Raw genomic sequence first — 19964 nt, forward strand, 5'->3', positions numbered from 1 at the left:
CTACCGTCTGGTTTTTTGGGTTATAATCCGGTAACAATCCCTCATCAATGTATTCCTCTTGCCGAAGCCGGTGCGTTCCGGCTAGCTGAAACTTGTTGGCAAAATTCCCAAATTGACCTCAGCCGGAACACACCCTACCGTCTGGTTTTTTGGGTTATAATCCGGTAACAATCCCTCATCAATGTATTCCTCTTGCCGAAGCCGGTGCGTTCCGGCTAGCTGAAACTTGTTGGCAAAATTCCCAAATTGACCTCAGCCGGAACACACCCTACCGTCTGGTTTTATAGATTTATTAACCGGTAGGGTGCGTTGTGGCTCAAATCCATATTAAACGAAGACAAAAATTGACAAACTGCCGTAACGCACCAGGGTTGTAATCTGGCAAAAATCCCTTTGCATTTCAGGTTATTCCCTATTGGGGAAACCCCGCGTTACTATTAGAGTTAGAAGCCATAATTCTGAGAGCTACTGAGCCTCCTTACAATGCCCAGATTCCAACGGAACGGTGATGCTATGCAAACTCAACTTCAAGAGCAACTTTCTCAAGCTGATGCTGAAGTGATTTTAGAACGGTTGCCTGAGCGAATTCGTACCGCTTTACTAGCTCATGCCACTGAAATTGACTATCCAGTTGAGGCAGTCGTCGAAATGGCAATTGCCAGTTTTCTAGATAGCGAGGCGCTCGGCTTCGCCGATTGTAAGCCAGGACGGGGCCAGTAAGCCACTGCCTAATCCCAGTATTTCCCTCTGATAACATGGAAATGATGCCCCCTTTAGTCTTAATTTATGTTAAAAATTTCCAACAAAACCAGCATCCCGATGAATGAAATCGAGATGACCGCCATTCGTTCAAGCGGTGCTGGTGGGCAAAATGTTAACAAAGTCGCCTCCGCGATTCAACTGCGATTTGACATTAACGCCTCCTCCATGTCGCCAATCCATAAATCGCGCTTGCTGAAGATGCGCGATCGCCGTATTACTAAAGATGGTGTAATTGTCATTAAAGCCCAAACCCACCGCACCCAGGAAAAAAACCGAGAGGATGCCCTCAATCGGCTGCAAAAGCTGCTCAAAAGTGCCACCATCACTCGCCCCAAACGTAAACCCACCAAACCGTCCCGCAATGCGAAGCGTAGGCGGCTTGACCAGAAAAAACAGCGAGGACAACTGAAAGCCAGCCGTAAAAACGTTGACATCCCAGATTAGACCCATCATATTAGCAAGCTAACGGCGACCAGGGGCGCGATCGCCCTCAAGGGGCCAACAAGCCGATAGAATAGAAATTATGAAGGGCGATCAGTCTCGGCCGTCAATTATGCCTTGGGGCTGAGCCTCTGAGCTACGGTCCCCAGTCTGAGTTTATTGATTTATCTGTTACCCCCTATTGGCCTGATTTATTGTCCTGTATCCATTGCAATCCCTGTGAACCGTCATGTGGAATCTTGATGCTTTTGCCATCCGTCCCGACTTCTACTTTCAAATTGCCTTCACCCTAACGGTCAGTGGTTTATTCTTCTGGCAGGTTTGGGTAGCCTGGAAAGCCGTCCGCAAGTGAGTCTGGGCAAAGTCTATCTCGTCGGCGCGGGGGTCGGCGATGCTAAGTATCTCACCCAGCGAGGGCGACAGGTTCTCGCTCAGGCTGAGGTGCTGATTTATGATGCTTTAGCGGATTATCGTTTATTAGAGTTAGTTCCTGATGCCTGTCTCTGTCTCGATATGGGCAAACGGGGAGGACAGCCAAGTCCTACTCAGGGAGAGATTGACCGGCTTCTGGTGGCCTATTGTGGTCAGGGTCGTCGGGTGGTGCGCCTCAAGGCGGGGGACCCCTTTATTTTTGGCCGTAGCACTTCCGAACTGCGGGCGTTACGAGGGGCAAACTGTCCCGTAGAGGTGGTTCCGGGGATTTCTTCGGCATTAGCGGCCCCGTTACTGGCGGGGATTCCTCTGACCGATAATGAATGCAGTCGCGGCTTTGGCGTGTTTACGGGTCACGACTTGGCCGCCTTGGACTGGCTGGCTTTGGCCCGCCTCCCAACTGTAGTATTTCTTATGGCGGGACGGAATCTGGGGGCGATTTGCCAAGAACTCATCAACCATGGCAAACTGCCCAACACACTGGTGGCGATGATTCGCGCCTGTGGCCGCCCGGAACAGCGGGTCTGGACGGCTACCCTAGAGACCATTGACCGACAGACTCAGGGAGAAAAACGGTCTCCCACGGTCATCGTTATTGGTGAGGTGGTGTCGTTGCGTGATTGCTTTGGAGAGACGGTTATGGTGGCATCTAAGATGGGATTACAGGGAAAAACGATTTTGGTGACGCGCTCGACGGGACAATCGAGTGATTTTTGCGATCGCCTCCAGGGCCATGGGGCAATTCCCCTCTCTACTCCCGCCCTAGAGATTGTGCCACCATCGAGTTGGCACGCTGTGGATGGGGCGATCGCCCAACTGAAGCAGGTGGATTGGCTCATTCTCACCTCCAGTAATGGGGTGGAATTCTTCTTAGATCGCCTCTTAGCCCTCGGGCAAGACCTGCGTAGCTTGGCGCACCTCAAAATTGCCGTTGTGGGCAAAAAGACGGCTCATGTGCTGAAACAGCGGGGCTTGACCCCGGATTTCATCCCTCCGGATTTTATTGCCGATTCCTTGGTAGAGCGGTTTCCGGAGTCGGTGGAGGGGAAAACCCTTCTCTTTCCTCGGGTGGAGACGGGGGGGCGCGATGTCCTGGTGCGTCAATTCCGAGAGGCGGGGGCTAAGGTTTTAGAAGTTCCCGCCTATGAGTCCCGCTGTCCTGAGCAACTAGACCCCCAGGCGTTGGCGGCCTTGCGTCAGGGAAGGGTGGATGTGGTGACCTTTGCCAGTTCTAAGACGGTGCGTAACTTCGCTCAGTTGGTTGAGAGAGTGGGGGATATTTCCTTAGAGGGAGTGGCGATCGCCTCCATCGGTCCCCAAACGAGCCGCAGTTGTCAGCAAGCCTGGGGTCGCTGCGACATCGAAGCTAAGGAATTTACCATTGAGGGCCTAGAACAGGCTCTACTCCATTGGGCGATCGCCTAGCCTTCCCACCCCTAACAGGACTTATTCTTTCACCCAGTTTCGCTAAACCCCGACAAAACAAGATAGAGGGGAGAAATAACATCGGGGCGAACCCTTATCGTCGCCCTTTTTGCTGCACCATTAAACCGAAGCGACGGAGATAGCTTTTTCGGCGAGATGGACGAAATTGGAGAGAAGTTGTAGGCCGGCGGTGGAGGATTTCTCGGGGTGGAATTGCACGGCCATGAGATTATCGCGGGCGATCGCCGCCGTAACCTCTTGACTTCCGTGGGTGACGGTGGCGGCTTTAAGGCTGGAGTCGGCGGGATCGACGTAGTAGGAGTGAACGAAATACATCCAGGCGGGGTTGGGGAGATTATCCCAGAGGGGAATCCCAGTTTGTTGGAAGTCGAGGGCGTTCCACCCCATATGAGGAACAGTGATTCCCGGTTCATGACGGAAGCGGCGCACGACTCCGGGGATAATGCCTAATCCCGGTTGTGTTCCTTCTTCTGAACGTTCAAAGAGGATTTGTAGGCCCAGACAGATGCCGAGAAAGGGTTTTCCTTGGGCGATCGCCGTTTGGATGGGTTCGACGAGATGGCGCGATCGCAGATGTTCCACCGCCGGATCGAAGGAACCGACGCCGGGTAAGACAACGGCTTCGGCTTGGGCGATGACATTGGGGGAATCGGTAATGATGGGGGTTGCCCCGGCTTTCTCCAATCCCTTACAGGCGGAGTGGAGGTTACCCATATCGTAATCGACCACGGCGATCTGAACCATAATTGTCTCGTGACTCTTTAACTGGGGGACCCTCTCAATTATCTCACCTTAAGGGCGATCGCCCACCGCCGACATCTGCCGCGCCCCAAAAATTCCCTCAGCGTCGTGATTAGGGGTCTCATGTCTGTATCCTCGTTTGAACAGGGGAGGACTCTAACCATCCTTTATGATGTCATCTAAAATGACCACAGGAAAATCGAGGAGACTACGTAGCTTCTTATCATTCGTCACAAATTGGCAACAATCCGATAACTTGACTGTCGCAAGATGGATGGCATCAGGCGTTCTCAGAGAAGAAACCCTTGCCCGTAATTGAGCCGCTTCTTTTAAAATTGGAGAAGTGACTGGAGCCAATTGAATTCCAGGGCTACTAAGCAAAGCTTCATAGGAATCAATCAATATGGTATTTTTCTGACGTAAGGGGACAACTAAAATTTCTGTCCAAATCAGCTCACTGCAAACAATTGTGACATTTTGGGATTCCACCTGATTCCATAGATTAGCTAAAAGCCCCTGATAGCCTGCTGCTTGTTCAACAGCATATATGAAAACAACCGTATCTAAATAAATTCTGCTGAAGGGTGATAAGTTTAGCCGTCCCACGAGTCACGCTCAATTTCGAGATCTTGGTTGATTTGTTCTACTGTTCTACCTCCTGGATTTTGCTGATGAATTTGGGCTAAAACCTCCTGAATTGATAGATGTTTGATTGGTGGTGACTGATGTGGAAACAGGACAATCACTTCTACTTGGTCATGGATTAAATCAAGTTGGGCTTCAGGGGGTAACTGAATTTCGAGCCGATTGCCCTCTAGGACTTTGGCTTCCAACCTGAGGGCAGATTGATGAGTGGGTTTCATACTATTTGGTATACCAAGATGGCCAGGTCAGAAAAAAGGGAATTCTGGGTTCAGGGTCATCGAAAAAATTTATGACGCTCCCTGACTGTAGGGGAGCGTCCCTTACTAATTGCGTTACTAATCCTCTCGATTATCTCACTTTTCAGGGCGATCGCCCACCGCCGACATCTGCCGCGCCCCAAAAATGGCTTCAGCGTGATGATAGAACTTAAACTCCAAGAGATTGTTAAAGGGATCTTGCAGGAAAAAGGTTTGATGTTCCGTCAGTTCCCCTTTAAAGCGGTGTTTCGGCTGTTGATAGAACTGAAGTTGCCGTTCCTGGGCGCGGTTGAGGAGACGTTCCCAGTCCTCTAACTCAGGAAACACCAAGCCGAAATGGCGGGGATAGATGCCCTGTTGCGGGGTGAGCAGTTCCGAGGTGACATGGGCGACGAGTTGATGTCCATAGAGATTCATGATTAGGGCTTGGGGAGATTCCCGGCCCAACTCGCAGCCTAAGCCGTCTCCGTAAAAGGCTTTGGTATCGTCTAGGTTCCCGACGGGAAACGCCAAATGGAAGATGGTCTCTGACATAATGGGGGTTGAGGATGAGCGGTTGCCATCTAGGATAGCCAGGTCTTGAGAAATCTTCAATCACCCCTAATCCTTTTCATCTCGGAGTTTCATCCCGACACGTCCAGTTGTCGTGGCAGTTGAGTGAGGCCCAGATTGGGAGGTTGACCGCCGACTCAGGTAGAATGTAGATACCCTGTGGACACTCTTTCCGAGACCATTGAGAGCGCAGTGGAACTGGCCCACCCAGCCTTGAGGGCACCCTATGGTTGCAACAGTTGCCAAGTGGGGCAATAGTCTAGCCCTTCGGATTCCCCAGCACATTCTTCAGGAAATTGAGTTAGTTGAAGGTGCTGAAGTCGATTTAGTTGTGATTGACGGAAATTTAGTTGTCAAACCTAGATCTCGTTAACGTTATTCGTTGGATGAGCTTGTTGATGGCATTACTCCGGAGAATTTGCATTCTGAAATCGAGACCGAGGGGACTGTAGAGCTGTAGATTATTAAATCGAGTTCACCTGAATACCAAAAAAGCTTTAAATTCGTAAAAAATAGTCGTTAAAATTACTTGACTCAAAAGATAATGAGTTTATACAAAATGAAGAAAGAACCTTACGGCGACAGTATGCAAACTCCTGGAATCTAACATTTTAGCGGACAATAACTTGACAAAAACTATAATATGTAGTAAGATTTTGCATGTAGATTTGCGCTGAAGCTGAAGATTAAAAAACTTAGATGAACAGTGTCCGTTCAATAATAATACCAAACCCCAGTCAAAGTGGGGAACCAGTTTTGCCTATAGTTTGGGGTTTCAGGACGGCATAATCAGCAGCGATTACACCGCATCCCAGCATCCCAGGTTGTTTGCCTAAAGCACTGTTTATCTTAATGTAGTCAGCCCATGAAAGTAATTCTCTGTACCCACAATAGCGGCGGTGTGGGAAAGACAACCCTAGCAGTTCACTTAGCAGGGTACTTATCTGAATGGGGAGAAGTACTTCTCGTAGACTGCGATGAGCAAGCGGATTCCTGGAAGTTTTTCATGGAGAAAGAGCCAGGAGTTCCTGTAGACCAAGGGTCGGCTCGTGGAATAGAAGTCATCGCCAACCCTGAAAGACGCTCCTTGAAAAAACTGAAAGTTAAGCCTAATCAGTTCGATTTTATAGTAATTGATATTGATACTGTATTAGAAAATACAGTTCAGGTCATTTTAAATGCTCATCCAGACTTGATTTTTATCCCCTTGAACCGCTCCCACATGTACAAGTCCATAGACAACTTAGCCTCTGTTCTAGAAATGGTGGGAGGAATAGATGGCAATCCTGCTCTCCCTTATTCAGTCGTCATTGTTCCCCTAGGAATTGACAAAGAAAATATAGAAAGGGAACTTGAACGAATTGAATATCATTCAGAGCAGTATTTGGTGGCTGACTCCATGGAGGACTTGAGTACAACAATGGACAAAGTCATCTATAAGGACAGAAAATATATTTGGGACTGTGTGGGTCTTGAACATAATAAAAACTATTTTAAATACTTGGCGTTTAATACTTCTTGCTAAGTAAGAAATCTAGTGCAGTTAAGTTAAGGAGGACTACAGCTATGATACAGACGAAAGTTGAGGCTGCCCTCAAAAAAGGTAAGCAAAAACATCTGGAAAGTGAAAAATACAATGAAGATAAAAAGCACCAAATTAAGTACTCGAGGACTGAAGCTTCTAAGTTCAAGGAAGTTTCAAGCTATTTGGGAGTATCTAGGGATAGCTTAATTCGTCAGTCTATTCTGGTGACTCGTTTTTATTATAGCGATGAAATTAGCAGAAGCTGGCTTGTGGAACAGGTCAAGAAACTACAGCAAGGTGTTGAGGAAAACGAAGCCGCCATGTCACAGGAGCTGAGTTTAGAGTATCGAGATGAGAAAGCTTTAGAAGAAATGGCTCTAATGGATTGCATCAGTGGCTGTGTTAGCTTTGGTTTGAATATTTTGCATAAACAAAATATCGTTGACAAACTAAGCTTAGAAGAATTGAAGGAGTTTTATAATTCAGATGAACCGTCCTAGTTCTAAGGTGATTCGCTCGATTGTCCAAGGGATACTCAAGTTAGACTCTCAAGAGAAGCAAGAACTTGGGCGTAAATATGCCTTTGCTCTAGGCTTATCTCCTGGTTCCAGGGGATCCGATGGCGGGATGGATGGTGTGGGTACCGTCAAGGGCAATAGAGTATATTTTCAATGTCGGTTGACTGCGGATAAATTGGGTGCTCCGGTTGCCGATGCTATCTATGGTGCAGCGCAGAGAGAAAAAGCAGATGTGATTATCGTTTTAGCTGGAGTCGGATACACAAAACCAACTCCGTCAAAGCCAAAAGCTGGATTTGAAAATTGCTTGCGGAATCGCCCAGGTGGAGATGGCTTCAAGCTGCACTTGCTGACGTTATCGGATATTTATGAAAAGAATCAGGTGTTCGATGATGCACTTGCTGATTTACCGAGTTTAAGAAAAATAACTCGAAAAGATTGGGAGGATAGTGAATAAGTCTGTATCTTAAAGGCAGATAGCATGAGTTTTGACTGGGTTTACAAAAGTTGACTGAGCGCAAATTGTATTCCTGTTTCTTGAGCCAATTGGCTACATGATTAGAGAAAATGGGAGCCAAACCCCTCTTTATTACGGTGAGATAAAAATTGTAAAAACAACCGGTAGATATCATGCAATCCCACGCACCCGTCCTCGACGAACAGGCTGAACTCTGGCAATTCATAGAACTTTGGGTTGACCCAATTCTGTTTCCACCCAAAATCCTGATGCTAGTGGCTAATAAAAATGGCAGTTGTCATATTTTTAATCCTGCTTCTGGCTATAAACTGATTGTCACTCACCCTAACTATGAAGCCGCACAGGATTGGCTTCTGGAAGATGAATATGAACGGGTTAAGGGTAAAGTTTTGGCTGAAGACGTTGACTCCATAGAAGCGAGTCCCCATCTCCCTTAAAATAGATGGGAACCATGCCTTGGCTCCCGAACTTACTCAAATACCTATGCAAACGTCCGAAACCCGTCCCCAACTCACCCTCCCCCAACGTCAAGCCAGCGTCTCCCGCAAAACTGGGGAAACCGATGTCCAAGTTAGCGTGAACCTCGATGGAACCGGCCAATGTCACGCCAACACCGGGATTCCCTTCCTCAACCACATGCTGCACCAAATCGCCTCCCATGGCCTGATTGATTTAGAAGTCAACGCCGTCGGGGATTGGGAGATTGATGACCACCATACCAATGAAGATGTGGGGATTACCCTCGGACAAGCCTTGGCCCAAGCCTTGAGCGATCGCAAAGGAATCGTTCGCTTCGGCCATTTCGTCGCACCCCTCGATGAATCCCTGATTCAAGTGGCCCTAGACTTCTCCGGACGACCTCATCTCAGCTATGGCCTCGAAATCCCCACGGAACGGGTGGGAACCTATGACACCCAACTGGTGCGAGAGTTCTTTGTCGCCATCGTTAACCACGCTCAACTCACCCTGCATATCCGCCAACTCGATGGCCTCAACTCCCATCATATTATTGAAGCTACCTTCAAAGCCTTCGCCCGATCGCTGCGCATGGCCGTGGAAATCGACCCCCGCCGGGCCAGTACCATCCCCAGTTCCAAAGGAGTTCTCTAACCCTCCACCCCCAACCCCCAGAGTGTTAAGCTTTCTTGCGATCGCACGGAGCAACGGAAGCACTCATGTTAACGTTCTACCCAGAACACGAAACTAGCTGACTACGCCAAGTTTGGCAGGAGAACTCCCTTGAACGCATCCCTATCGCATCACGGACAGAACGCGCACGAGGATATCGGTGATTACGTGGCTCATCTTCAGTTCCACATGACCCTCCAGGCCCGTAACCTAGTCCCTAACTTGACTCAAGCCGCTGATAGCCGCGAGCAACTTCTCCAGGAAACTCAGGCTGAGTTTGAAAAACAAATCTCTCGACAAGCCATTCAACGGGGTTAACTCCCCCATTGGCGCAGGAGTATTGGTCTCAGATTTCGCTAACAGAACACCCACCTGGTCCTCTCTCATCCCGATTGAGGCCGGGTGGGTTTCTCAATGCTCGACCCACTCGGGCAAAATTCGCTACACTGAGAAACTAACACCATTTTTCGATCACCTTGCCAGACATCAATACTGGGGGAGGGCGACCACAAGGGTTCGCCCCTACAGGTATCTGTGGCACAATGTTTTAAAAATGGTGTAACACTTGTCGCGTGGACCCCCGAAAGCGGGGCAAAGAGTTCATTAATAATCACATCTACGGAGACCTCAAAGGACTCAAACCCAGCCAACTCAAACAACTACAACGGCTGTATCACCAGCGGTTACCGGGCGATCGCCTCACCACACCGGAGTTCGCCCAACGCTTGGCGGCCATCAGTACCGACCTCGGAAAACCCCTCTCCGCCTATCTCAACCGTCGTGGCCAAGTGATTCGCGTCGGAGTGGGAAGTCCCCGCCAAACCCAAATCCCCCCCCTGGAACTCCCCCGCTACGGGGCCAGTCGTCTCAGTGGGATTCGCTGCATCGCCACCCAACTGAAACGCAATCCACCAGGAACCTCAACCCTCACCGCTATGGCCATTCAGCGGTTAGATGCCCTCATCTGTCTCACCCTCACGGGGTCCGGCTTTCAGCGACGGGGGGGCGGGGAAACCGGCTATGTCCATACCGCCTATCTGGCCCATCTCGTCCCCAACTCCAAAGAAGCCGCCTGGACTCTGTCTGAGGACATGACCCTAGAGGCGATCGCCCAACAGGATTTCCTCGACCTCGTGGAAGCCCTGGAAGGGGAATTTGAACGGGAATTTGTCGGCCAATCCGTCGACAGCGACGGCGATCGCGTCCTCCTGGTGGGATTGCGCACCCAAAACGTCAGTGAAGCCGACTTTCAGGAACATCTCGCCGAAGTGGTGCGCCTCGTCGATACCGCTGGGGGGGTTGTCCTGCAAACCATCCAACAGGGGCGATCGCGGCCCCACCCCCAAACCGTCATCGGGTCCGGGAAAGTCGATGAACTGGCCCTGGCCGTACAAACCGTTGGCGCTAACCTAGTGGTGTTCGATCGCGACCTCTCCCCGGCCCAAGTCCGCAACCTGGAAAAACGCCTCGGGGTGCGAGTGGTCGATCGCACCGAAGTCATCCTCGATATCTTCGCCCAACGGGCCCAATCCCGGGCCGGAAAACTACAAGTCGAACTCGCCCAACTCGAATACAGTCTCCCCCGTCTCACGGGACAAGGTCAGAACATGTCCCGTCTCGGGGGCGGAATCGGCACCCGAGGCCCCGGTGAAACCCAACTGGAAACCGAACGACGGGCTATTAGCCAGCGCCTTTCCCGCCTACAACGGGAAGTCACCAACCTCCAGGCCCACCGGGCCCGAATGCGTCAACAACGCCAGGCCCAAGAGGTTCCCTCCATCGCCCTCGTCGGCTATACCAACGCCGGTAAATCCACCCTCCTCAACGTTCTAGCCAACTCCGACATCTATACCGCCGACCAACTCTTCGCCACCCTCGACCCCACCACTCGCCGCCTTAGCATTCAAGAAGATGTCACCCATGTGGTCCATAACTTAGTCCTAACGGACACCGTCGGCTTCATCCACGAACTCCCTCCGGCCCTAGTTGACGCCTTCCGGGCCACCCTCGAAGAAGTCACCGAAGCCGATGCACTCCTCCATCTAGTCGATTTATCCCATGGGGCCTGGCAGAATCAGATTCATTCCGTCATGGGAATCCTCTCAGAAATGCCCATCACCCCCGGTCCGATTCTCCTCGTCTTCAACAAAATTGACCAGGTGGACGGAGATACCTTGGAACTGGCCAAAGAAGAATATCCCCAAGCCACCTTCATCTCCGCCACCGCCGGCTTTGGCTTAGCCACCCTCCGCCAACGACTCCTGCAATTGGTGGACTATACCAAACATTGATGGTTCCTACTCCCAGGGGAAACCATCAGACTGAACCGGGCGACCTCGGGTAATCTCCATGGGATCGACCACCGTCGCACTCACGGACACCACATCCTCATCCTCCCCCTTCGACGTCTGGGAGTTGGGCTGAGATTGAGACTCTGATTTCACGTCCTTCTCGCCGTTGGACTTGGCCTCCGGCCCGGGGTCTGACTTCCGTTGGCTTGGAGGTTGCGGCGTGGGTTTAGCCGGCGACTCCGGTTTCGGGGTGGATTGGGCCGGGGCCTGAGGCGTGACTGGGGGCGGTGACGGCTGAGATGGGGCCTTCGATGAGGGTTTAGAAGCCCCATTGCGGCCAACGGGGGTTTTACTGAAACGTAAACTTGACTCATCCTCAGTACAGTCGACGTAAATCGTATCTCCCGCGCCAAACTCCAGTTCCAGTAACTTGGTGGCGATGGGGTTTTCTAACTCCCGTTGGATGGCCCGTTTGAGGGGTCGCGCCCCATAGACGGGGTCATAACCTACATCGGCGATATACTGTTTCGCCGCTTCCGAGAGTTTAATCTGCAACTTCTGTTCCGCCAGCAAACTCTCAATGCGTAAAATTTGAATCGAGACAATATCCCGTAACTGGTCTTTGCCCAGGGGATGGAAGATAATTAAATCATCAACGCGATTGAGAAATTCCGGTCGGAACTGCGATCGCAACGCCTCATAGACCCGCGATCGCATGGCCTCATAATCCGACTCCCGCCCCGCCACATCTAAAATATGTTGCGAACCGATATTACTGGTCATAATAATGACCGTATTACAGAAGTTGATGGCCCGTCCCTGAGAATCCGTAATGCGCCCATCGTCAAGGACTTGCAACAAAATGTTAAAAACATCCGGGTGAGCCTTCTCCACCTCATCCAAGAGCAACACACAATAGGGCATCCGCCGCACGGCTTCCGAGAGTTGTCCTCCTTCGTCATAGCCCACATAGCCCGGAGGCGCTCCCACCAAGCGAGACACGGAATGTTTCTCCATGTACTCAGACATATCAATACGGACAAGCGCATCATGGTCATCAAATAAGGACGCCGCCAAGGCCCGGGCTAATTCCGTTTTCCCCACCCCCGTCGGTCCCATAAATAAGAAGGACCCAATCGGCCGAGAGGGGTCTTTCATCCCCGCCCGGGCCCGACGAATCGCCGCCGACACCGCTTCGACGGCCTCCGACTGGCCCACAACCCGGCGCTGGAGTTGTTCTTCCAATTTCAGGAGTTTTTGTCGTTCCGTCTCCAGGAGGCGATTAACCGGGATTCCCGTCCATTTCGCCACAATTTCGGCAATATCCGCCTCCGTGACCTGTTCCCGCAACAGGGCCACCCCATCGGTCTGCAATTTCAGTAACTGGGCCTCCTTCTGTTCCGCCCGCCGCTGCAACTTCTCCAAACGGCCATATTTCAACTGCGCGGCGGTATTTAAATCATAATTGCGCTCAGCTTGTTCAATCTTGAGCCGTAATTGTTCTTCTTCTTCCTTGAGGGCATTAATATCATCTAACAGTTGTTTTTCGGTCTGCCATTGAGAACTTAAGACCCCCTGTTTTTGTTTGAGGTCATTCATTTCTTCCTCAATGCGACTGAGCCGTTCTTGAGCGGAATAATACGTCCCTCGGGCGGCCCGTTGTTCCTCCCCTTCCAGGGAGAGTTTTTCCATCTCCAACTGCATCAAACGGCGATCGACATCCTCTAATTCCGTGGGTTTCGAGGTAATCTCCATTTTTAACTTGGCCGCCGCCTCGTCCACCAAATCAATGGCTTTATCCGGGAGAAAGCGATCGGTCACATAGCGATTTGAGAGCGTCGCCGCCGCCACCAGGGAGGAGTCGGTAATGGTGACCCCATGATGGACCTCATAGCGTTCTTTCAAGCCCCGCAAAATGGAAATCGTTGCTTCCACATCGGGCTGGCCCACAAACACTTGCTGGAACCGTCGTTCCAGGGCCTTATCCTTCTCAATATGTTTACGATACTCATCCAGGGTGGTGGCCCCAATACAGCGCAACTCGCCGCGCCCCAACATGGGTTTGAGGAGATTCCCCGCATCCATCGTTCCTTGACTTCCACCCCCACCGGCCCCAATCACCGTATGCAGTTCGTCAATAAATAACACTACCTGGCCATCGGAATGAGTCACTTCCCGAATCACCGAACGCAACCGTTCCTCAAACTCTCCCCGGAACTTAGCCCCCGCAATCAGACTTCCCATATCCAGGGAAATCAGACGACGGTTTTTCAGGGATTCCGGCACATCTCCATTAACAATCCGCTGGGCCAGGGCCTCGGCGATCGCCGTTTTCCCTACCCCCGGTTCCCCAATCAAAACGGGGTTATTCTTGCGGCGACGGGATAACACCTGAATCAGTTGACGAATCTCCTCATCCCGGCCAATCACCGGATCGAGTTTTCCGGCCCGGGCCTGTTCCGTGAGATCCCGGCCATAGCGTTCTAAGACATCCTGACTGGGTTCATCGGCGGCGGTTCCCCCAGCCAACTCCTTCGCCTTAGCCGCCTGGGCGCGAAAGACTTTAATCGCCGCCACAATCTTGGATTGATCCGATTGCAGATGATGTAAGGTTTTCCCGCCAATGCGATCGTCTTCCGCAAAGCCTAATAACAGATGTTCAATACCAATCTGGCTATCCTCAAAATTCTGCCGGGCAATTTCCGCCTTATCCAACATCACATCTAAGTGACGGCCCAGATAAAGCTGTTCTACTCCTCCCAGGCGGGGATGCTGCTTGGCGAATGTATCGAGTTTTTGGGCCAAGGCCGTCGGATCAATGCCGGCTTTTTGCAGAATCTGATGGGAGGGTTCCACCGTTTCCAGCAGCGCCAGAATAATATGCTCAACCTCTAAATTTTGATTGCGATAGCGTCGCGCCACGTCTTGAGAGGCAACAATGGCATCCCAGGCTTGATCAGTAAATTTGGAAGGGTCAGTCGGTTGCATTGTGGGGGAACGTTACAATAATTAAAGAATGTGACGGGGCTGAAGCCAGACGCCGGGGTGGGAAATCCCGTTCGTTTTCAAGCTATCGTAAAACTCATCCATTGGGTAGCGCGCTCGCCGCCCAATGTCAGCAACTCCCCTATAGTCATCGGAACTCCTGACGGGATTTAAGGGAACCGTCAGCATTCCCATTGCACCCCTCTTCGACTACAATGGGCCCTTGATACAATCGTGACCTTTGGCTGCTTTTTTCTGCCTACCATCGTCTCACGATTTGTCAAGCGTTTGTAATAAAAAATTACAAATTATTGTCATCGTTGTCAAGATGGGGTGCCTTGTCCCAGGGGGGCGATCGCCCGACCCTTGATAACTTGCTCTTTCGTCTCTGGGTAGCCAGCCGTGACCGAAGAAAAGCGATATAAGGAAACCGTCAACCTCCCGCAAACGGGGTTTTCCATGCGTGCCAATGCCGTGGTGCGCGAACCCGAGTTGCAAGCCTTCTGGGAAGACCGGAAGATTTATCAGAATGTTGCGCAAAACAATCCTGGAGACCCGTTTATTCTCCATGATGGTCCTCCCTATGCCAACGGGTCGCTGCACATTGGTCACGCCCTCAACAAAATCCTCAAAGACATTATCAACCGCTATCAGCTCCTGCAAGGGCGCAAAGTTCGCTACATCCCCGGTTGGGACTGTCATGGCTTACCCATTGAACTAAAAGTTCTCCAAAGCCTCAAACCCGAAGAACGCCGGCAACTGACCCCCTTGGCCCTGCGATTCAAGGCCAAAGAATTTGCCCATCAAGTCGTCCGCGAACAGCGGGAAAGCTTCAAACGCTACGGAGTTTGGGGAGACTGGGACGACCCCTATCTGACCCTCAACCCTGAGTACGAAGCCGCTCAAATTGGCGTTTTCGGCGAGATGGCCCTCAAAGGCTATATCTATCGGGGTCGTAAACCCGTCCATTGGAGTCCCAGTTCTCGCACCGCCCTCGCCGAAGCCGAACTGGAATATCCCGAAGGTCACACCTCCCCCAGTCTCTACGCCGCCTTCCAAGTCACCGAACTCAACGACGGCCTGAAAGAGCGTCTCGCCGACTATCTACCCCATCTCTGGCTAGCCATCTGGACCACGACTCCCTGGACCATTCCCGCCAACTTAGCCGTTAGCGTTAACCCCGAGTTGACCTACGCCATTGTCGAGGCCCCCGTAGAGTTTGAAGCCGCAGCGGGTAAATTCCTAATTGTGGCGGCCGATGCGGTGGAACGGCTATCTCAAACCTTTGGCGGCGAATTGAGGGTCTTAGAGCGCCTCAAAGGTACTGAATTAGACCAATGCCATTATCGGCATCCCCTGTTTGAGCGCACCAGTCCCGTGGTCATTGGCGGCGATTACGTCACCACTGAATCGGGGACCGGCTTAGTGCATACCGCCCCCGGTCATGGTTTAGAAGACTATCAGGTGGGGTTACGCTACAACCTACCAATTTTCTCCCCCGTCAATGCAAAGGGAATCCTCACCAAGGACGCGGGACCTTTTGCGGGCCTAAATGTCCTCAAAGATGCCAACGAAAAAATCAGCGAAGCCTTAGCCGAGGCTCATTCCCTGCTGAAACAGGAACCCTATCAACATAAATATCCTTACGACTGGCGCACCAAGAAACCCACCATCTTCCGGGCCACCGAACAATGGTTCGCCTCCGTTGAAGGCTTCCGGGAGGCGGCGTTAGCGTCAATTGGTCAGGTGCGTTGGATTCCCACACAAGGAGAAAACCGCATCACTGCCATGGTTGGGGAACGCTCCGATTGGTGTATTTCCCGTCAACGCAGTTGGGGGGTTCCCATTCCCGTGTTCTATGACGAGGAAACCAATGAACCCCTGTTAAAGGAAGAAACCGTCAATTATGTGCGGGATATTGTGGCGGAGAAAGGCTCGGATGCTTGGTGGGAACTGCCGGTTGAGCAGTTGCTGCCCGAGTCCTATCGTAATAATGGCCGCACCTACGTTAAGGGAACCGATACTATGGATGTCTGGTTTGACTCCGGTTCCTCGTGGGCGGCGGTGGCGAAACAGCGAGGATTGGGCTATCCGGTCGATTTATATCTGGAGGGGTCGGACCAACATCGCGGTTGGTTCCAGTCCAGTTTGCTCACCAGTGTCGCTACTCAGGGCCAGGCCCCCTATAAAACGGTGTTAACTCATGGCTTTGTCTTGGATGAGAAGGGCCATAAGATGAGTAAATCTCTGGGGAATGTGGTCGACCCAGCGGTGGTGATTAACGGGGGCAATAATCAGAAGCAACAACCCCCCTATGGGGCCGATGTGTTGCGCCTGTGGGTGTCCTCGGTGGACTATTCCGGGGATGTGCCGCTCGGTGGCACGATTTTGCGGCAAACCTCCGATGTCTATCGCAAGATTCGTAATACGGCTCGCTTCCTGTTGGGGAATCTCCATGATTTCAATCCAGCGACGGATGCGGTGGCCTATGAGGAGTTGCCGGAGTTAGACCAATATATGCTCCATCGAACCATTGAGGTGATGGATGAGGTGACGGAGGCGTTTGAGAGTTATCAGTTCTTCCGCTTCTTCCAAACCATCCAGAATTTCTGTGTGGTGGATTTATCCAATTTCTATTTGGATATTGCCAAGGACCGCCTGTATATCAGTGCGGAGGATGCCAGCCGCCGTCGCAGTTGTCAGACGGTGTTGGCGATTGTGGTGGAGAATTTGGCTCGGGCGATCGCCCCAGTCCTCTGTCACATGGCTGAGGATATCTGGCAGAATCTCCCCTATGAGACGGACTGTGAGTCAGTGTTTGAGGCCGGCTGGGTGCAGTTAGAGGAAGATTGGCGCCATCCCGAGTTGGCCCAACGCTGGGAAACCCTGCGCTTCTATCGCGCGGAAGTGAATAAGGTGATGGAGAAGGCCCGGGCCGATAAGAAAATTGGCTCGTCGTTGGATGCCAAGCTGAAGTTGTTTGTCGCTGACGAGGCTCAGCGGGACAAACTGGCAGGAATGAATCCGGAGTTAGCCGTGGCCGCTTCTACGGCTACCGCCGTTGCTGATGCTCCCGAGGAGGCTCCTGTGGCGGCTTCTGACGAGGTGGAAACGGAAAGCCCTGAGCCAATCCATCCTGAAACTCCAGGGAAAACCGCAGGGGTTGCGGCGTCTGAGCCGAATAGTTTAGAGCGATCGCGGCCCTCAGGGTTAGCGCTTCCCCAGTGGGAGAATCTGAAGGTTCGCGATGTCATGGACTTTATTGTGGATGCACCAGGATATCTGGTGGATGTCTATCGTACGAACCGGTTGGCGATTCGCAATCTGGCCTTGCTGTTGGCTCTGGTGATGGTGGCCTATCTCTCATCGAGTCTGTTGGCGGCGGTGAATCGTCTCTTGTTCTTACCGGAGTTCTTTACGGCGATCGGCTTTGGCTATTCCCTGCGCTTTGGCTATCGCAATGTCTTGTATGCCAGCGATCGCCAAAAACTGGTGGGACGAGCCAATGACCTCAAGTTAAAAGTCTTGGGAACCGATGTCGAACTGCCCCCCAACGCCGTACAGCAGGTGGCCGATAAACCGGCGATCGCCCCTGAACCCGAACCAGCCGCAGCGCCAGAACTGCCCGCCGCCGCTGAGGAGGAGTCCACCGCTCCTGTAACTCATAGTAGCCCTGGCAATGGCGTTGATGAGTTACGCTATCTGTTTATCTGCTCCCAAGTGGAACTGTTAGACTCCCCCGAGGCTCTCGATGGAATTGCTTATGCTAGCCAAAGCGAGGGTCTAGGAATTGGCATCGTCAGTGCTGACGGTGACAAGTGTGAACGCTGCTGGAACTACTCGACCCATGTGGGGGACTCTCAGGAGCATCCCAGCATCTGTGAACGTTGCGTCAGCGCCTTAGCCGGTCAGTTTTAATCCCCATCCCGATTGCTCATCACCTGAAGCGGCCCACAACTCTTGTCAGTGGTGGGCCGCTTCATTTAGTTGTTGGGTCGCAACCTTCGTTCCTCTACAATGTTGCCAACGATGATGTTGAACCGACATGATGTACAGTGCTGCTGATTGGATTGAGACCCTAGGCTTGGTTCCTCTCCCGGAAGAAGGGGGACTGTATCGCGAACTCTATCGCTCTGATGAGGTAATTCCTCAATCTGCCCTCCCAGACCGCTTTGGGGGCGATCGCACCTACTGCACCTCCATCTACTATCTCCTAGAACACCCGGAATTCTCCGCCTTCCACCGGATCCAACAGGAAGAAATCTGGCATTTCTACGAGGGAAGTCCCTTAACCCTAGCCATACTCACCCCCCAAGGAAACCTCTCTCAGCAGACCCTCGGACGCAATTTTAAGGCTGGGGAACGGCTACAAGTGGTGATTCGCCGGGGGGATTTGTTCGCCGCGACAGTGGATGAGGCGGGAGGTTATAGCTTAGTTGGCTGTACCGTGGCCCCCGGCTTTGAGTTTGCCGATTTTGAGGCCCCGAGTCGGGACAGCTTGCTACAGGCTTATCCTCAACATCGAGCGGTCATTGAGCAGTTGACGCGCCCGAGTTGAGCCGTTAAGACCTTATCAGAGCTTGGATATGGGGAATCAGGTGCGGTTGATGGCTGAGAAGCTGGTGGAGGCGATCGCCCAATAGACTCAGAATCAAATCGTGATAGCTCATCTGATGCTGTTCCAAGCCTTGGGCCACTAAACTGGTGCTATGGGCGGTGGGTCGTTTCAAATCGGGTTTAGGATTGGCTTCGAGGACATAGAGTTGACCCGCTTCATCTTGTCTCAGGTCAATCCGCACTAAGCTCGTCAGGTTAAAGGCCTGATAAATCTCCTGGCCAATCGCCTCAAGTTGCGATCGCAGCCTCCCTTCCGCCGCCTCCTCCCCAGACAACAGCCGCATCCGTTCCTGACTCATTCCCTTCGCATCCATCGAGGTAAAGATTCGCTCCTGGGGTTCCAACACTCGCTCAATGGCTGAAAAGGCAAAGGGAGTCCCATGATTCTCAAACACACCCTCACGATGGAGAATCGGTCCCGATACCGAGATACAAAACTCCCGTCCCGGTAAATAGGTTTCAATCAAGGCCGTATTCGCCGTCAGACGATGAACGTTCGCCACCGCCTCCCCTAACCCCTCAACCTCATCCACCACAAAAACATTCACCGAGGCTCGTCCCGACACCGGTTTGACCACAAACGCCCCCCGATAGTCCCCAAACAGCCGTTGAAACTGGGGATGGGTTTGGGGATTGAAGGGACCTTGAAAGGGATGAGCCACCATAAAGGGAGCCGTCGCAATTCCCAGAGCCTGTAACTCCCGCTTAAAGGCGTGTTTATTATCCAAAATGGAACTATTGAGGGGATTATGACCGAGATAGGGAACCCCCAGCATTTCCAACATCGCCGGCGTATGACAAACCGGGTCATAGCCTTGTACGCCACCGGTATTGAGCCAGGCTAGATGAATCCCCTGTTGTTTCAGGGTTTGGGGAAGGGTCATATCGTCAGCCAAGAGACTCACCTGTTCAAACCCCACTTCCCTGAGGGCCTCGGCAATATCTTTGGCGACGGTGTGATAGGTTTTCGTGGAGCGGGGATTGTGGGTGGGGTAGATGACGGCTCCCGGTTGGGTTTTGTCCCCGCCGTGAATCACCGCCAGGCGTAGGGGCGATCGCAGACGCTGTATGAGCGCCCTTAACTGGGTAACATCGTAAGCCACGGTGGACTGTATTGTAGAATTTGCGGAATCAAAGCGCATAGAC

At 52.0% G+C, this 19964-nt stretch carries 21 protein-coding genes; 15 read left to right on the top strand and 6 right to left on the bottom strand.

Features of this window, described 5'->3' with window-relative positions:
• The first annotated feature begins 513 nt into the window (after positions 1–513).
• From NEA10_RS11410 to cobA, 4 genes are all read left to right on the top strand, one after another.
• A complete protein-coding gene (locus NEA10_RS11410) occupies positions 514–720 on the top strand; it encodes a hypothetical protein (RefSeq protein WP_252660085.1) in 207 nt (68 codons plus the stop codon).
• Between the two features lie 66 nt (positions 721–786).
• A complete protein-coding gene (arfB, locus tag NEA10_RS11415) occupies positions 787–1206 on the top strand; it encodes an alternative ribosome rescue aminoacyl-tRNA hydrolase ArfB (RefSeq protein ID WP_252660087.1) in 420 nt (139 codons plus the stop codon).
• Between the two features lie 226 nt (positions 1207–1432).
• Positions 1433–1555 (top strand): hypothetical protein, encoded by a 123-nt coding sequence (locus NEA10_RS20875; RefSeq protein ID WP_258719039.1) that lies wholly within the window; start codon positions 1433–1435, stop codon positions 1553–1555.
• Positions 1525–3060 carry a uroporphyrinogen-III C-methyltransferase gene (cobA, locus tag NEA10_RS11420; protein WP_252660089.1) on the top strand — a complete coding sequence of 512 codons (1536 nt, stop codon included), beginning with the start codon at positions 1525–1527 and terminating at the stop codon, positions 3058–3060. The genes NEA10_RS20875 and cobA overlap by 31 nt, the downstream gene beginning before the upstream one ends.
• A gap of 120 nt (positions 3061–3180) precedes the next feature.
• Here cobA and hisH read toward each other — a convergent pair whose 3' ends face one another.
• From hisH to NEA10_RS11440, 4 genes are all read right to left on the bottom strand, one after another.
• Positions 3181–3825, bottom strand: coding sequence for an imidazole glycerol phosphate synthase subunit HisH (gene hisH / locus NEA10_RS11425; protein ID WP_252660097.1), 645 nt, complete (start codon positions 3823–3825; stop codon positions 3181–3183).
• 153 nt (positions 3826–3978) lie between these two features.
• Positions 3979–4428, bottom strand: a complete 450-nt coding sequence (locus NEA10_RS11430; protein WP_252660099.1) for a type II toxin-antitoxin system VapC family toxin — start codon at positions 4426–4428, stop codon at positions 3979–3981.
• On the bottom strand, positions 4416–4685 hold the full coding sequence (locus NEA10_RS11435) for a hypothetical protein (RefSeq protein ID WP_252660101.1): 270 nt from the start codon (positions 4683–4685) through the stop codon (positions 4416–4418). Before NEA10_RS11435 ends, NEA10_RS11430 begins: the two co-directional genes overlap by 13 nt.
• Before the next feature lie 135 nt (positions 4686–4820).
• Entirely contained in the window at positions 4821–5318 is a 498-nt protein-coding gene (locus NEA10_RS11440) for a VOC family protein (RefSeq protein WP_445164647.1), read from the bottom strand.
• A 184-nt stretch (positions 5319–5502) separates the two neighbouring features.
• Between NEA10_RS11440 and NEA10_RS11445 the strand changes: the two genes are divergently transcribed.
• From NEA10_RS11445 to hflX, 9 genes are all read left to right on the top strand, one after another.
• Positions 5503–5649 (top strand): AbrB/MazE/SpoVT family DNA-binding domain-containing protein, encoded by a 147-nt coding sequence (locus NEA10_RS11445; RefSeq protein WP_252660110.1) that lies wholly within the window; start codon positions 5503–5505, stop codon positions 5647–5649.
• A 492-nt stretch (positions 5650–6141) separates the two neighbouring features.
• The gene (locus tag NEA10_RS11450; RefSeq protein ID WP_252660113.1) at positions 6142–6801 is read left to right on the top strand and encodes a ParA family protein; all 660 of its coding nucleotides are present in this window, start codon (positions 6142–6144) and stop codon (positions 6799–6801) included.
• A gap of 41 nt (positions 6802–6842) precedes the next feature.
• Positions 6843–7301 (top strand): hypothetical protein, encoded by a 459-nt coding sequence (locus NEA10_RS11455; RefSeq protein WP_252660115.1) that lies wholly within the window; start codon positions 6843–6845, stop codon positions 7299–7301.
• Positions 7288–7776 carry a restriction endonuclease gene (locus tag NEA10_RS11460; RefSeq protein ID WP_252660117.1) on the top strand — a complete coding sequence of 163 codons (489 nt, stop codon included), beginning with the start codon at positions 7288–7290 and terminating at the stop codon, positions 7774–7776. The genes NEA10_RS11455 and NEA10_RS11460 overlap by 14 nt, the downstream gene beginning before the upstream one ends.
• Before the next feature lie 97 nt (positions 7777–7873).
• The gene (locus NEA10_RS21110; RefSeq protein WP_374111756.1) at positions 7874–7987 is read left to right on the top strand and encodes a DUF6972 family protein; all 114 of its coding nucleotides are present in this window, start codon (positions 7874–7876) and stop codon (positions 7985–7987) included.
• Positions 7950–8234 carry a hypothetical protein gene (locus NEA10_RS11465; protein WP_252660119.1) on the top strand — a complete coding sequence of 95 codons (285 nt, stop codon included), beginning with the start codon at positions 7950–7952 and terminating at the stop codon, positions 8232–8234. Before NEA10_RS21110 ends, NEA10_RS11465 begins: the two co-directional genes overlap by 38 nt.
• Positions 8235–8280: 46 nt before the next feature.
• Entirely contained in the window at positions 8281–8907 is a 627-nt protein-coding gene (gene hisB, locus NEA10_RS11470) for an imidazoleglycerol-phosphate dehydratase HisB (protein WP_252660121.1), read from the top strand.
• Between the two features lie 129 nt (positions 8908–9036).
• Positions 9037–9243 (top strand): hypothetical protein, encoded by a 207-nt coding sequence (locus NEA10_RS11475; RefSeq protein WP_252660123.1) that lies wholly within the window; start codon positions 9037–9039, stop codon positions 9241–9243.
• Positions 9244–9497: 254 nt separating this feature from the next.
• Entirely contained in the window at positions 9498–11216 is a 1719-nt protein-coding gene (hflX, locus tag NEA10_RS11480) for a GTPase HflX (RefSeq protein ID WP_252660132.1), read from the top strand.
• A 6-nt stretch (positions 11217–11222) separates the two neighbouring features.
• Here the strand turns inward: hflX and clpB are convergent, their stop codons facing one another.
• Positions 11223–14204, bottom strand: a complete 2982-nt coding sequence (gene clpB / locus NEA10_RS11485; protein ID WP_252660143.1) for an ATP-dependent chaperone ClpB — start codon at positions 14202–14204, stop codon at positions 11223–11225.
• A gap of 399 nt (positions 14205–14603) precedes the next feature.
• Between clpB and ileS the strand changes: the two genes are divergently transcribed.
• Both ileS and NEA10_RS11495 read left to right on the top strand, forming a co-directional pair.
• Positions 14604–18119, top strand: coding sequence for an isoleucine--tRNA ligase (gene ileS / locus NEA10_RS11490; RefSeq protein ID WP_252660152.1), 3516 nt, complete (start codon positions 14604–14606; stop codon positions 18117–18119).
• Between the two features lie 127 nt (positions 18120–18246).
• On the top strand, positions 18247–18759 hold the full coding sequence (locus tag NEA10_RS11495; protein WP_252660154.1) for a cupin domain-containing protein: 513 nt from the start codon (positions 18247–18249) through the stop codon (positions 18757–18759).
• A gap of 4 nt (positions 18760–18763) precedes the next feature.
• On the opposite strand, the gene NEA10_RS11500 is transcribed toward NEA10_RS11495, so the two are convergent.
• Positions 18764–19921: a D-alanine--D-alanine ligase family protein gene (locus NEA10_RS11500; RefSeq protein WP_252660156.1), complete on the bottom strand. Its 1158-nt coding sequence runs from the start codon at positions 19919–19921 to the stop codon at positions 18764–18766.
• Positions 19922–19964: the final 43 nt, after the last annotated feature.

This window comes from Phormidium yuhuli AB48 (assembly GCF_023983615.1).
GTDB lineage: Bacteria > Cyanobacteriota > Cyanobacteriia > Cyanobacteriales > Geitlerinemataceae > Sodalinema > Sodalinema yuhuli.

Coding starts and splice junctions, on each gene's coding strand:
- NEA10_RS11410 (WP_252660085.1), top strand. CDS start 514: ATGCAAACTCAACTTCAAGAGCAACTTTCTCAAGCTGATGCTGAAGTG.
- arfB (WP_252660087.1), top strand. CDS start 787: ATGTTAAAAATTTCCAACAAAACCAGCATCCCGATGAATGAAATCGAG.
- NEA10_RS20875 (WP_258719039.1), top strand. CDS start 1,433: ATGTGGAATCTTGATGCTTTTGCCATCCGTCCCGACTTCTACTTTCAA.
- hisH (WP_252660097.1), bottom strand. CDS start 3,825: ATGGTTCAGATCGCCGTGGTCGATTACGATATGGGTAACCTCCACTCC.
- NEA10_RS11435 (WP_252660101.1), bottom strand. CDS start 4,685: ATGAAACCCACTCATCAATCTGCCCTCAGGTTGGAAGCCAAAGTCCTA.
- NEA10_RS11445 (WP_252660110.1), top strand. CDS start 5,503: ATGGTTGCAACAGTTGCCAAGTGGGGCAATAGTCTAGCCCTTCGGATT.
- NEA10_RS11450 (WP_252660113.1), top strand. CDS start 6,142: ATGAAAGTAATTCTCTGTACCCACAATAGCGGCGGTGTGGGAAAGACA.
- NEA10_RS11455 (WP_252660115.1), top strand. CDS start 6,843: ATGATACAGACGAAAGTTGAGGCTGCCCTCAAAAAAGGTAAGCAAAAA.
- NEA10_RS11460 (WP_252660117.1), top strand. CDS start 7,288: ATGAACCGTCCTAGTTCTAAGGTGATTCGCTCGATTGTCCAAGGGATA.
- NEA10_RS21110 (WP_374111756.1), top strand. CDS start 7,874: ATGATTAGAGAAAATGGGAGCCAAACCCCTCTTTATTACGGTGAGATA.
- NEA10_RS11465 (WP_252660119.1), top strand. CDS start 7,950: ATGCAATCCCACGCACCCGTCCTCGACGAACAGGCTGAACTCTGGCAA.
- hisB (WP_252660121.1), top strand. CDS start 8,281: ATGCAAACGTCCGAAACCCGTCCCCAACTCACCCTCCCCCAACGTCAA.
- clpB (WP_252660143.1), bottom strand. CDS start 14,204: ATGCAACCGACTGACCCTTCCAAATTTACTGATCAAGCCTGGGATGCC.
- NEA10_RS11495 (WP_252660154.1), top strand. CDS start 18,247: ATGATGTACAGTGCTGCTGATTGGATTGAGACCCTAGGCTTGGTTCCT.